Source organism: Streptomyces sp. BK79 (assembly GCF_044142145.1).
Classification (GTDB): Bacteria; Actinomycetota; Actinomycetes; order Streptomycetales; family Streptomycetaceae; genus Streptomyces.
The window spans coordinates 180,897-194,115 of record NZ_JBHVOC010000006.1 but is presented as its reverse complement, the minus strand read 5'-3'; the positions used below and the strand labels follow the sequence as shown (position 1 = coordinate 194,115).

Below are 13,219 nucleotides of genomic sequence, written 5' to 3'. Positions count from 1 at the left end.
GCGAAGCACCGCTGTGTCGCTCAATATATGTTTATGTACTTTTTCGTACGAAGGGGCGCCCTGTGACGCGGAGCCCTGCAACCCCGCTCCCTCCTCCCAAGGCACGCCGACGCCTGCGTGAGACCGCCGCGCTGACGCAGGCTCAGCTCGCGGAGCGGCTGGGTGTCAGCCGCCAGACGGTGCGTGCGTGGGAGAGCGGCCGCACGACTCCCCGCGGCCGGAAACGGGAGGCGTACGCGAAACTGCTGACCGGCCTGGCGGAGGAGGCGGCGGCACGACGGGCGAGACCGGCCCTCGTACCGGAGCCGGAGGGGGAGCCGGCGACGCCGGTACCCGTCGTCGTGGCCGTCGGCTCCGGGCCGGGCGCCGTCACGGACGCCGCCGACAGCCTCGTACTCCCCGCGAAGCCACTGCCCGGGCGGGAGCCGGCGCCCGCGCGGGAACCCTCTTCCGGGCCGGCCACGGACGCGCCGTCAGAACCGGGAACGGCCGCGGACCCGGCATCGGAGCCGGCGTCAAAGTCGGAGCCCACGTCGAAGTCGAAGCCCACGTCGGAGTCGGCGTCGGCGCCGGAGTCGGCGCCGTCGGAGGGCGGTCTGGGCGTGCGGCACGATCCGGCGGCGCTGACACCCGCTCAGGCCTTCGACGCGCTGTACGAGTTCAGCGCGCCCGCCCTGGTGCGCCAGACGTATCTGCTGACCGGCCGCCGCGAGCTGGCGCGGGAGTCGGTGGAGCGGGCCTTCCAGGTCGCCTGGGAGCGCTGGCCCGAGGTGGCCCGGGACCGCGACCCGGTGGGCTGGGTGCGGGCGACGGCGTACGAGTACGCGCTCTCCCCCTGGCACCGGTTCCGGCTGCGCCACCGGCATCCGGAGCCGCCGCCCGCCGACCCCGCCGACCGGACGCTGCTGAACACCCTGCTCAGGCTGCCCCCGCCGCACCGGCGCACGCTCGTGCTGTACGACGGTGTGGGCCTGGACCTGCCCGAGACGGCCGCGGAGACGGAGGCGAGCACCCCGGCGGCGGCGAACCGGCTGCTGCACGCCCGTGAGACCCTCGCCGACCGCCTGCCCGAACTGGCCGACCCGCGGGTACTGCACCGGAGGCTGGCCGAGCTGGCGTCGACCGAACGGCTGCGGGCCGCCAGGCCGCCGGCGGTGCGTCTGGGCAGCGAACGCCGGGCGCGGATCCTGACCCGGGCCGCGATCGCCTTCACGGTCGCGCTCATCGGGACCACGGCCCTGACGCTGCGCACCGCGCCCACGCACTACGAGCCGCCCGTCTCTCCCGGGGAGACGGTGCGCGGGGTGCCGCCCCGGGTGGCGCCGGGGTCGCTGTCGGACGAGCAGCTGGAGCTGCGGCAGAAGCTGCGGGACCAGTGGCAGGACGGTCCGGAACGGCTGACGCCCCGGCTCGAATGAGGTCGCCCGTACGGCCGTCCCGTACGGCTGTCCCGTACTGCCGTGAGGACGAGGCGCGTACGCCGAGCGGCCCGCCCCCTGCATCGGGGGCGGGCCGCTCGGCGTACGGGTGGCGCGGGAAGGCGGTCAGCCGGCCAGGATCTCCCGGGCCAGCTTCGCCGTCTCGGTCGGCGTCTTGCCGACCTTGACGCCGGCGGCCTCCAGGGCCTCCTTCTTCGCCTGGGCGGTGCCGGACGAACCGGAGACGATGGCGCCGGCGTGGCCCATGGTCTTGCCCTCGGGCGCGGTGAAGCCCGCGACGTAGCCGACGACCGGCTTGGTCACGTTCTTCGAGATGTACTCGGCCGCGCGCTCCTCGGCGTCGCCGCCGATCTCGCCGATCATGACGATCAGGTCGGTCTCGGGGTCGGCCTCGAACGCGGCGAGCGCGTCGATGTGCGTGGTGCCGATGATCGGGTCGCCACCGATGCCGACGGCGGTCGAGAAGCCGATGTCGCGCAGCTCGTACATCATCTGGTACGTCAGCGTGCCGGACTTCGAGACCAGGCCGATGCGGCCCGGCTTCGTGATGTCGCCCGGGATGATGCCGACGTTGGACTGGCCCGGGGTGATGATGCCGGGGCAGTTCGGGCCGATGATGCGGGTCTTGTTGCCCTTCTTGCCGGCGTACGCCCAGAAGGCGGCCGAGTCGTGCACCGCGATGCCCTCGGTGATCACGACGGCCAGCGGGATCTCGGCGTCGATGGCCTCGACGACGGCGTCCTTGGTGAACTTCTCCGGCACGAAGATGACGGAGACGTTGGCGCCGGTCTTCTCGATGGCCTCCTTGACGGTGCCGAAGACCGGTACCTCGTTGCCGTCGAAGTCCACGGACTGACCCGCCTTGCGCGGGTTGACGCCGCCCACGACGTTGGTGCCGTCACCCAGCATGAGCTTGGTGTGCTTCATGCCGGTGGCACCGGTCATGCCCTGGACGATGACCTTGCTGTCCTTGTTGAGCCAGATAGCCATGGTGTGTTGGTGTCCTCGTCCTGAGTGCTTACTTGGCGGCGTGGGCCAGCTCGGCGGCCTTGTCGGCCGCGCCGTCCATGGTGTCGACGCGCTGGACCAGCGGGTGGTTGGCGTCGGTGAGGATCTTGCGGCCCAGCTCGGCGTTGTTGCCGTCGAGGCGGACGACGAGCGGCTTCTCGACCTTCTCGCCGCGGTCCTCGAGGAGCTTCAGCGCCTGGACGATGCCGTTGGCGACCTCGTCGCAGGCGGTGATGCCGCCGAAGACGTTGACGAACACGGAGCGGACGTCCGGGTCGCCGAGGATGATCTCCAGGCCGTTCGCCATGACCTGGGCGGAGGCACCGCCACCGATGTCCAGGAAGTTGGCGGGCTTGACGTTGCCGTGCTTCTCACCGGCGTACGCGACGACGTCGAGGGTGCTCATGACGAGACCCGCGCCGTTGCCGATGATGCCGACCTCGCCGTCGAGCTTGACGTAGTTGAGGTTCTTCTCCTTGGCAGCCGCCTCGAGCGGGTTGGCGGCGGCCTTGTCGTGCAGCTCCTCGAAGTCCGGGTGACGGAACTCCGCGTTGTCGTCCAGCGACACCTTGCCGTCGAGGGCGATGACGTCGCCGGAGACGACCTTGGCCAGCGGGTTGACCTCGACCAGGAGGGCGTCCTCCTTGATGAAGGTGTCCCACAGCTTGACCAGGATGTCGGCGACCTTGTCGGCGACCTCGGCCGGGAACTTCGCGGCCTCCACGATCTCGCGCGCCTTCTCGGGCGTCACGCCGTCGATCGCGTCGATCGGGGTCTTGGCGACGGCCTCCGGACGGGTGGCCGCCACCTCCTCGATCTCCATGCCGCCCTCGACGGAGGCGATGGAGAGGAAGGTGCGGTTGGCACGGTCGAGGAGGAAGGAGACGTAGTACTCCTCGACGATCTCCGGGGCGGTCTCGGCGATCATCACCTTGTGGACCGTGTGGCCCTTGATGTCCATCCCGAGGATGTCCGTCGCGCGGGCGACGGCCTCGTCCGCGGAGGCGGCCAGCTTCACGCCACCGGCCTTGCCGCGACCACCGACCTTCACCTGCGCCTTGACGACGGACTTGCCGCCCAGACGCTCGGTGATCTCGCGCGCCGCCTCAGGCGTGTCGATGACTTCACCGGCCAGCACCGGTACATCGTGCTTGGCGAAGAGGTCCCTCGCCTGGTACTCGAACAGGTCCACGCGCTTCCGTCCCTATCAGTGATCTCGCGGTTCGTTGGATGCGTGGGCGTGCCGCGAAGGGCAACGTGACGTCCGCCGTGAGTCACAAGGGAGGCGCACACGGTGTCCGAGCGCGCGGCATGTCCGTCTCGCAGGTTATCGCCGCATGCGGAGGGTCTCTAAATCGTGGGTCACACCTGAGCGGTGATGCCTGTCACATGATGCCGCGCTCACTGGCACGGCGTGCCGGGTGTGAGGGGCTCACCTGGTACGGGACGGGGCCGGGGGTGGGCCGGGGGTGGGCACGGGGCGGGTACGGGGCGGGTACGGAGGTGGGCCTCACCGGGTGGGGTTGACCCGGTGAGGCCGTGGAACGACCCCGTGGGGAGCGCGGGTGCGGTCCCCACGGGGGCGGGCGGCCCGTCCCCACCCCAATGGGGACGGGCCGGCCCGATCCGCGGGGCTACGACCCGACGGCGGCCGACGGCTTTCGGCCGGACCGTCACAGGCCGTGCGCCCCGCGAAGCCCGTGATCCACCTGATGTCCAGGTGGACGGATGTCAGACCCCGTACGGGTTGCCGTACGCGCCGTACGCGCCGTGCACGTCGTGCACGTCGTGCACGTCGTTCAGGAGGTCCTCCGCGTATGCCGGGGTGACCGACCGGGCGACCCCCTCCGCACCCGTGACGGCGTGCCCGGCCAGGGGGGCGCCCTGGACGGTGCCGGTCACGTCCTGCGCGAGGGACCCGGCCTGCCCGGCGACGCCGTACCCGGCCGGGACGGCCTCACCGACGACGCCCTCGGCGAACGGCGCCGCGTGTCCGCCGACGCCGTACGCCAGCGCGGCGGCGCTGTCGCCGACGCCCTCGGTGAGGGGGCGCACCGTGTCGACGACCGTCTCGATCACCGGGCGCACGGCTCCGGTGACCCCCTCCGCGAACGGCGGCACCTCGCCCACGATGCCCCCGGCGAACGGGGCGGCCTGCTCCGTCACCCCGTACGCGAGCGGCGGTACGTCGCCCACGACACCGCCCGCGAAGGGGCGCACGTCGCCCACGACGCCGTGCGCCAGCCCGTCCGCGTCCCGCACGGCCTGCCCGGCCACGGGCACCGCCCCGTCCACGGCCGTGTTCGCGACCGGCGGCAGCACGGCGTCCCCGGTGTCACGGGTGTCTCCGGTGACCTCGCCGGCCAGTCCGGTGGCGTACGGCCGCACGTCCGCGACGACGGCCTCGGCGACCGGCACGGCACCGGCCACGGCCCGCTCGGCGACCGGCGGGACGACGGCGTCGGCCGTCTCGTCCGCGACGGCCCGGGTCTGGGCCCGGGTCCGGTGCTGGGCTCCGTCCAGCTCCGGCGCGAAGGCGGAAAGGGGACCGAAGAGGTAGTCGACGTCGCCGGCCTGGACGGGCTGGTCCTCGTCGGGGGTGACGGGCGGGGTGGCAACGGGGGGTGCGGTGGTGGCGCCCAGCGCGGTTGCCGCGGCGTCGGTCACTTTGTCCGTCGCGGCGTCGGTCGCCTTGTCCGTCGCGGCGTCGGTCGCCATGTCCGTCGCGGCGTCCGGGGTGGTCACGGAGACCGTGGGCAGTTCGTCGGCACTGGCCGCGGCGGAGCCCAGCGCCCAGGCGCCGGTGACGCCGGCGGCGATGACGAGGGAACGGCGGATGTTCTTGTTCATGGGTACGTCAGGTCCTTCGAAAGCTTGAGCTGGGGACATTTCCGGATGCCGGCCGGTGAGGCGCCGCCGCGGTCGGCCATCGAGGCGGACCGGGAACCGGCGGCTGTGAACGGCGGCCGGCGGCATCCGCCCGGAGCGGTGCGTGGCGTCCGGACGGCAGGGCAGACCTCTCCACCCCCGCGCGGCAGGTCTGCGGCGGGGGAAGGTCCTGCCCTAGGCGGGAGAGACGGGAATGTCCCGGTACCGGTCCCGGGTCCCGGCCGCGTCGGCGCGCTCGACGGCGCCGGGCACGAGGCGGAACGTGATCCGGTGGTGCGGGGTGACCGCGTGGGCGTCACCGTGGCGCGGCGTGCCGTGATCGGCACCGGTACCGCTTCCCAGGGCGCCGTCGGGGGCGCCGGTGGGTGACTGGCGGGCGGGGGCGTGCCCGGAGGGCGCGGGCACGGTACGGCGGGTGTCCGCGTGCGGTGCGGAGGGCGCCGCCCCGGCGACGGGTTCCGGTCCGTACGCGACGTGCGGTGCGTGCGGTGTGTGCGGCGTGTGCGGTGCCTCCGGTCCGCCGGTTGCCTGGGCGCCGGTGCCGTCGGCGGCGTCGGACGCGGCGGCGTCGGACGCGTCCGGTTCCGGGGCCCGAGCTCCGGGGTGCAGGGCGGTTCGGTCGGCCGGCAGCACCGGTCGGGGCAGGGTGGCCGGATCGGGCAGCCCGGACAGGTCCGGCAGCACCGGCGGCGGGGGCGCGGACGGCAGCGAGGGCGAGGAGGGGAGCGGCGCCAACTCCTCCAAGGACGGCACCTTCGCCTCCACCGCGGCCCCGAGCCCTTCGGCCACCGTCTTCACCGTGTCACCGACCGGCCGCTCGACCCGGTCCTCGACGGACCGGACGACGCCCTCGGTCACCGGGCGGAGGGCGGCGAGCCCCGAGCCGCCGGAAGACTGTACGGTCCGTGGCTCCTCTTCCCGCGGGCGCTCGGAGGGGGCGCCGACGACTCCGCCGACCACGTCCCTCGGTGACGGCAGCCCATCGGCCGCCTGCGCCCGCTCTCCGCAGAGCACGCCCAGCACGAACAACCCGCCCATCAGCAGCACCACGTGCAGGGCACGCCGCCCGGCCGCCGTGCGCATCGCGCGCAGAGCGGCACCGGGCAGGACTGCTGACCAGGTCAAGAGGGGGACATTCCTCCCGTGCGGTGGCGGAACGGGTCGCGCGTCGAACAGCGGATCCCACGACGCGTCGTACCGCCACGACGTATCGACACGACGCGCGATCCTCGCACGGAAGTCCGGAGTCTGTGCAAGCCCGTCCCTGCCGATGGGCGGTCATGTCCGTTTTGGCGGCAGGAAACGGGCCGCCTGCGGTCGACACGTCGTCATTCCGCATCCGGTATCGGCAGGGGCCGCTTCTCGATCGCGGCCGCCATCACCTCCGGGAAGAGATCGGGCGTGCAGGCGAAGGCCGGTGCGCCCAGCGCGGCGAGCGCCGCCGCGTTCTCCCGGTCGTAGGCGGGAGCCCCCTCGTCGGACAACGCCAGCAGCGTCACGAACTGCGCCCCCGCCGCCTTCATCGCCGCGACCCGCTTGAGCATCTCGTTCCGTATGCCCCCCTCGTACAGGTCGCTGATGAGCACGACCACCGTCTCCGAGGGCCGGGTGATCCGCGACTGGCAGTACGCCAGCGCGCGGTTGATGTCCGTACCGCCGCCGAGTCGCGTGCCGAACAGCACGTCGACCGGATCGTCGAGCTGGTCGGTGAGGTCGGCGACCGCCGTGTCGAAGACGACGAGCCGGGTGTCGATCGACCGCATGGACGCCAGCACCGCGCCGAACACCGACGCGTACACCACGGACGCCGCCATCGACCCCGACTGGTCGACGCAGAGCACGACCTCCTTCTTCACGGACCGGGACGCCCTCCCGTACCCGACGAGCCGTTCCGGCACGACCGTCCGGTACTCGGGCACGTAGTGCGTGAGGTTGGCCGCGATCGTGCGGTTCCAGTCGATGTCGTGGTGGCGGGGCCGGCTGACGCGGGCACTGCGGTCCAGCGCCCCGGTGAGGGTGGCCCGCGTGCGGGTGGCGAGCCGCTGCTCCAGGTCGTCGACGACCTTGCGCACGACGGCCCGCGCCGTCTCCTTCGTGGTCTGGGGCATCGCCTTGTCGAGGGACAGGAGCGTGCCGACGAGGTGCACGTCGGCCTCGACCGCCTCGAGCATCTCCGGCTCCAGCAGGAGCGTGGCGAGGCCGAGCCGGTCGATCGCGTCCCGCTGCATGACCCGCACGACGGAGGAGGGGAAGTAGGTCCGGATGTCCCCCAGCCAGCGGGCCACGGAGGGCGCGGAGGCGCCGAGCCCCGCCGAACGGTCCCGTCCCGTCCGTGGCTTGTCGCCCTTGCCGTAGAGCGCGGTGAGCGCCCCGTCCATCGCGGCGTCGCGGCCGGCCGGCGTGTATCCGGTGCCGTCGGCCGGATAACCGCCGAGCACCAGCCGCCACCGCCGCAACCGCTCCTGCTCCGCGTCCGCCCCACCGGTGGCGTCCACCCCGCCGATGGCGTCCCTCCGGCCGCTCGTCATACGTCCACCCCCACCACGTCGTTGTCGCCGACCCGCGACCCTCGCCCACCCGCGGCGCCCGCCCCGACACCCCCGTCCGCCTCGGAGACCGCGCCCGCGTCCGCCTCGGTGGCCGCACCGGCCTCCCCGGCGTCGGCCGCACCCGTCGCCTCCAGGCCGAGCAACAGCCGGACGACCGGCAGCACGGCGTCGGCGCGCTCGGTGTCGAGCCCGGCTCCGAAGCCGGGTATGCCGGGACCCGCCGTCGTCACACTCCCCCGCCGACCGGGTCCGCGCCGGACCAGCTCGCCGAGGCCGCGGCGGACTCCCGGCTCGTAGGCCGAGAAGGTGCGCCGCAGCAGCGGCAGGACGTCCGTGAACGCCTCCGCGGGGACGCCGGTCAGCCACGCGTCGACGAGGGCGAGCAGCCGTTCGTCGTGGAGGAGCAGCATGCCGCCGCCCGAGCCGCCGCCGACGAAACCCTCGATCCAGGCCGCGGCGTCCGCCGGTGGCGTCCCCGGCGACAGCACCAGGCCCATGAGCCGGGCCGCCTCGTCCGGCGCCAACTCGCCGTCGTCCAGCAGAAGCCGTACGGCCCGCCCCCGGACGACACCGGGCACGGTGTCCCGCGCGGAGAGGGTCCGCAGCACCGTCTGCCAGCGGCGCCGCAGGTCGCCCCGGCCCGGTGCGGGGGCGTCGCCGAGCAGTCCCACCGCCCCGTGCCCGGCGTCCACGTGACGGCGCATCTCCTCGGCCGCGTCGGCGTCCAGCGCGGCGCAGGCCGGGGGCAGACCGACGAAGATCCGCTCGGCGAGGCCGGCGGCGACCTCGGCCAGCGCGCCGGTGTCGGTGCCGCGTACGTCTCCGTAGCGCAGGGAGCGGACGAGGGCCGGCAGGGCCTGGGCCAGGTGGCCGACGTCCGTGTCCAGCGCCGCCCGGTCGGCGAGGACGCGCATCACCGGGGCAAGCGCGTCCGGCAGTTCGGCGAGCAGGCAGCGCTCGGCGAGCGCGGTGACCTCGGCGAGGCCCCGCGCGGTGACGGCGTCCGCCTCGGCCCTGGCGGTCGCGGCGGCGAGCACGGTCGTGCCCCACACCCCGGCCTCGGCCACCCGCACCGACAGCTCCGGCTCCCACCGCAGCCGCCACGTCTCCCGGAACGTGCCCGTACCGCCCCGCGAGGCGGCCGGCTCCCCCCAGCCGACGCCGAGCATCCGCAGCCGGTGCAGGAGTCTGCTGCGCCCGGCGTCGGTCTCCTTGCGCAGGTCGAGTTCCAGCTCCCGCTCCTGCGGCTCGGGCTTGAGCCGCAGCCGCCGCTGGAGCCGGGAGAGGTCCCGCTGCAGGGGTACCGCGGGCGCCCCTGCGGGCACCTCCCCCAGCACGTCCCCCACGACCAGCCGGTCGTGCACCAGCGCCAGGGGAACGTCGGAGCCCTCGCACATCACCGCCCGCACCGCGTCCGTCGTCTCGCTGAGCCCCGGCAGCGGGCGGCCGCGCATCACCGCGAGGGTCTCCGCCAGCCGCACCGCCTCGATGACGTGCGCCGGGGAGACGAGCCTGTCCTCCTCGCGCAGCAGCCCGGCCACCTTGGTCAGCCACCGCTCGACGGGCCGGTCGGGCGCTCCGAACAGGTGCCCGTACCAGCCCGGCGACTCGATGCCCGCCCCGTACCCGCCGACCCGGGACAGCCGTCGGTGGGTCCAGGGCACCCAGGTCATGTCGACCTTCGTCCTGGGCAGCCCCTTCAGCACCGCCCGGTCGGCGGCGACGGTGACCCGTCGGCGGAGTGCGGGCACGTGCCAGGCCCCGCACACCACGGCGACACCCTCGGCGCACTCGCGCCGCGCCGCCCGTACCTGGAGCCGCATGTACGCCTCCCGCACCAGGTCCCGGCGGTCCCCGCCGGCCCCGTCCGTCTCCCGCAACGCCCCCATGGCCTCCTCCAGGGCCGCGAACGGCGCGAGCGGGTCCCCGTCCCCCGCGCCCCGGTGCTCGACCACGTCCTCCCACCAGCGCTCCGGGTCGTCGTGGCCCGCGGCCTCGGCGAGGGCGGCGAGCGGATCGGCCCGGACGTCGGGCAGGCTGCCGGACCCTGGGGCCACCGCCCCGCCCGGCCGGGAGTCCTCCGGCTCGGGCACCGCTTCTCCCTCCGCCTCCCCCTCTCCGTCCGCCGCCTCCGCCGCCTGCCACGCCAGCGTGTGGGTGGCCGGGAGGTCGATGAAGCGGGCCGGGACGTCGTGCGCCAGGGCCCATCGGACGGCCACCCACTCCGGGGAGAACTCGGCCAGCGGCCAGAAGGCCGAGCGGCCGGGTTCGTCCACGGCGTGGGCGAGCAGCGCGACCGGCGGACGCATGTCCTCGTCGGCGGCCAGCGGGATCAGCGCGTCGGCCTCCGGTGGCCCCTCGATCAGCACCACGCCGGGCCGGACGGCGTCCAGCGCGGCCCGGACCGCCCGCGCCGACCCCGGACCGTGGTGCCGTACGCCCAGCAGCACCGGCCCCTCCCCGGCCCCACCCGCCGTGCCGGGCCCACCCGCCCTGTCCTGCCCACCGGCCGCACCCCGCGGCGGCCCACCGCTCCCGGTCCCTTCAGTGCTCCTCACGGCGTCCCCCTCGCGCGCGGCCCCAGGCCGAGTCCTCGTCGTCCCCCTTCGCCCCCGGCCTCGGAGCCACCGCCGGCAGGCGCGTCCGCACCCGCGTGACCTTCACGCGCTCACCTCCCGGCACGCCCGGTAGAAGTCCTTCCAGCCCTCACGCTCGCGGACGACCGTCTCCAGGTACTCCTGCCAGACCACGCGGTCGGCGGCCGGGTCGCGGACGACGGCGCCGAGGATGCCCGCGGCGACGTCACCGGGCCGCAGCACGCCGTCGCCGAAGTGGGCGGCGAGGGCGAGGCCGCTGGTGACGACCGAGATGGCCTCGGCCGTGGACAGCGTGCCGCTGGGCGACTTGACCTTCGTGCGCCCGTCGCTCGTCAGGCCGTCGCGCAGCTCACGGAAGACGGTGACGACCCGGCGGATCTCGGTGATGCCGTCCGGTGTCGACGGCAGGTCGAGGGAGCGGCCGATCTGGTCGACGCGGCGCGAGACGATCTCGACCTCGGCCTCGGCGGTCTCCGGCAGCGGCAGTACCACGGTGTTGAAGCGGCGGCGCAGGGCGCTGGACAGGTCGTTGACCCCCCGGTCGCGGTCATTCGCCGTGGCGATCAGGTTGAAGCCGCGGACCGCCTGCACCTCCTGGCCCAGCTCCGGTATCGGCAGGGTCTTCTCCGACAGGATCGTGATGAGCGTGTCCTGCACGTCGGCCGGGATCCGGGTCAGCTCCTCGACGCGGGCGGTCATGCCCTCCGCCATGGCCCGCATGACCGGGCTGGGCACGAGGGCCTCGCGGCTGGGCCCGTGGGCGAGGAGCCGCGCGTAGTTCCAGCCGTAGCGGATGGCCTCCTCGGGTGTGCCGGCCGTGCCCTGCACCAGCAGGGTCGAGTCGCCGCTGACGGCCGCGGCGAGGTGCTCGGAGACCCAGGTCTTCGCGGTGCCGGGTACGCCCAGCAGGAGCAGGGCGCGGTCGGTGGCGAGCGTGGTGACGGCGACCTCGACGATCCGGCGCGGACCCACGTACTTCGGGGTGATCACCGTGCCGTCGGGCAGGGTGCCGCCGAGCAGGTAGGTGGCGACGGCCCACGGCGACAGCTTCCAGCGGGCCGGGCGCGGACGGTCGTCCCGCGCGGCCAGCGCGGCGAGTTCGGCCGCGTACGCCTCCTCGGCGTGCGGACGCAATGGCTCCGTCACGGGTGCGGACCCGTTCCGGCTCGGGTCGGCGGACGTCGGTTCCCCGGACACAGTCATGGCTGAGTCCCCCTCCAGCTCGGCCGGTTCGATCTGGCATCCACGGTGCACCACGCCACTGACAATCGCTCTGACCTGCACAAACACGGACGGGCGAGTGGACGGGCGAGTGGACGGACGAGTGATTGTCAGTGGGGGGATCTACCTTCGACGGCATGACTCAGCAGGGGGTGCGCCGGACCGCGGACCAGGTGCTGGCACTGGCACCTGACGCCGCGTCACGCAGCGCGGCCGGCGAACTGGGCTCGGCCGGGCCGTGGTCCGAGGTGGGCTGTTCCGAGGAAGGGGCGGTGTGGGGGGTGTGCAAGGGAAGCGGCAGCGGGCCGTACCGGACGGTCGTCGACGTCGCGGACGTGTCCGGTCCCGGGTACAAGTGCGGTTGCCCGAGCCGCAAGTTCCCGTGCGAGCACGCGCTCGGGCTGATGCTGCTCTGGGCGGGGGGCGAGGACGCGGTGCCGGTCGGCGAGGCGCCGGACTGGGCGGAGCGGTGGATCGCCGGACGGCGCGAGCGTGCGGAGGGGAAGGGGACGGGGGGGAAGGGGACGGCGGGCTCCTCACGCTCCGGGTCCGGTGATCCGGAGGCGGCGCGGCGCCGGGCGCGACAGCGGGTGGAGCGGATCACCGCCGGCGCCACGGAGTTGGAGCAGCGGCTCACGGACCTGCTGCGCGGCGGGCTGGCCGGCGCGCAGCAGGCCGGATACGGACTGTGGGAGGAGACCGCGGCCCGCATGGTCGACGCGCAGGCGCCCGGCCTGGCCTCGCGCGTGCGGGAGCTGGGGTCCCTGCCGTCGTCGGGTCCCGGCTGGCCCGTCCGGCTGCTGGAGGAGTGCGCCCTCCTCCACCTTCTCGACCAGGGTTGGCTGCGCCGCGAGCGGCTGCCGGGAGATCTGGCCTCGGCGGTCCGTTCCCGCGTCGGCCTGCCGACGTCCGCCGACGGGCCGCCGGTGCGGGACCACTGGCTGGTCCTCGCCCAGTACGACACCGCGGACGCCCGGCTGACGACCCGTCGTATCTGGCTGCACGGCGTACGGACGGGCCGCACCGCGCTGCTCCTCTCCTACGGCGCCGCGGGGCGCGCCCCGGAGCCGGCGCTGCCGGTGGGGCTGACGCTGGAGGCGGAGGTGTCGTCCTATCCGGGCGCCGGCCAACAGCGGGCGGCCCTGGGCCGGCAGTTCGCCGCGCCCGCGCCCACGGAGGTACGCCCGCCGGGAGTGACGACGTCCGAGGCGGCCGCCCGTTACGGCGAGGCGCTCCGTGACGACCCGTGGCTGGAGTCGGTACCGGTGACCCTGGAGCGGGTCGTGCCGGTGCGGGACGGCGATTCCTGGCAGCTGGCGGACGCCGACGGGGACACGGCCCTGCCCCTCACCCCGGCGGTCGGCGGCCGTCCGGGCCTGTGGCGTCTGGTCGCCCTCTCGGGCGGGGCTCCCGTCAAGGTCTTCGGCGAGTGCGGCCACCGCGGCTTCACTCCGCTCACGGCCTGGCCGACGGGGCCGGGAGCGGTGGTGACGCTGTGCTGACCCGCCCCTCGGAA

The 13,219-nt window shown here is 74.4% G+C and carries 9 protein-coding genes; 2 read left to right on the top strand and 7 right to left on the bottom strand.

What is annotated here, in order from left to right; genetic code table 11:
• Positions 1-62 precede the first annotated feature (62 nt).
• Positions 63-1,418 (top strand): helix-turn-helix domain-containing protein, encoded by a 1,356-nt coding sequence (locus ACFIF2_RS09645; RefSeq protein ID WP_395572106.1) that lies wholly within the window; start codon positions 63-65, stop codon positions 1,416-1,418.
• Positions 1,419-1,544: 126 nt separating this feature from the next.
• On the opposite strand, the gene sucD is transcribed toward ACFIF2_RS09645, so the two are convergent.
• The 7 genes from sucD to ACFIF2_RS09610 form a co-directional block, all read right to left on the bottom strand.
• Entirely contained in the window at positions 1,545-2,429 is an 885-nt protein-coding gene (sucD, locus tag ACFIF2_RS09640) for a succinate--CoA ligase subunit alpha (protein WP_219184216.1), read from the bottom strand.
• 28 nt (positions 2,430-2,457) lie between these two features.
• The gene (sucC, locus tag ACFIF2_RS09635; protein WP_395572105.1) at positions 2,458-3,639 is read right to left on the bottom strand and encodes an ADP-forming succinate--CoA ligase subunit beta; all 1,182 of its coding nucleotides are present in this window, start codon (positions 3,637-3,639) and stop codon (positions 2,458-2,460) included.
• Between the two features lie 539 nt (positions 3,640-4,178).
• A complete protein-coding gene (locus tag ACFIF2_RS09630) occupies positions 4,179-5,297 on the bottom strand; it encodes a hypothetical protein (RefSeq protein ID WP_395572104.1) in 1,119 nt (372 codons plus the stop codon).
• 213 nt (positions 5,298-5,510) lie between these two features.
• Entirely contained in the window at positions 5,511-6,461 is a 951-nt protein-coding gene (locus ACFIF2_RS09625) for a hypothetical protein (protein WP_395572103.1), read from the bottom strand.
• 203 nt (positions 6,462-6,664) lie between these two features.
• Positions 6,665-7,864: a VWA domain-containing protein gene (locus tag ACFIF2_RS09620; protein WP_395572102.1), complete on the bottom strand. Its 1,200-nt coding sequence runs from the start codon at positions 7,862-7,864 to the stop codon at positions 6,665-6,667.
• The gene (locus ACFIF2_RS09615; RefSeq protein WP_395572101.1) at positions 7,861-10,335 is read right to left on the bottom strand and encodes a DUF5682 family protein; all 2,475 of its coding nucleotides are present in this window, start codon (positions 10,333-10,335) and stop codon (positions 7,861-7,863) included. Before ACFIF2_RS09615 ends, ACFIF2_RS09620 begins: the two co-directional genes overlap by 4 nt.
• 210 nt (positions 10,336-10,545) lie before the next feature.
• Entirely contained in the window at positions 10,546-11,685 is a 1,140-nt protein-coding gene (locus ACFIF2_RS09610) for an AAA family ATPase (RefSeq protein WP_395572100.1), read from the bottom strand.
• Between the two features lie 155 nt (positions 11,686-11,840).
• Here ACFIF2_RS09610 and ACFIF2_RS09605 point away from each other — a divergent pair, with 155 nt between their 5' ends.
• Positions 11,841-13,205 carry an SWIM zinc finger family protein gene (locus ACFIF2_RS09605; protein WP_395572099.1) on the top strand — a complete coding sequence of 455 codons (1,365 nt, stop codon included), beginning with the start codon at positions 11,841-11,843 and terminating at the stop codon, positions 13,203-13,205.
• Positions 13,206-13,219 lie beyond the last annotated feature (14 nt).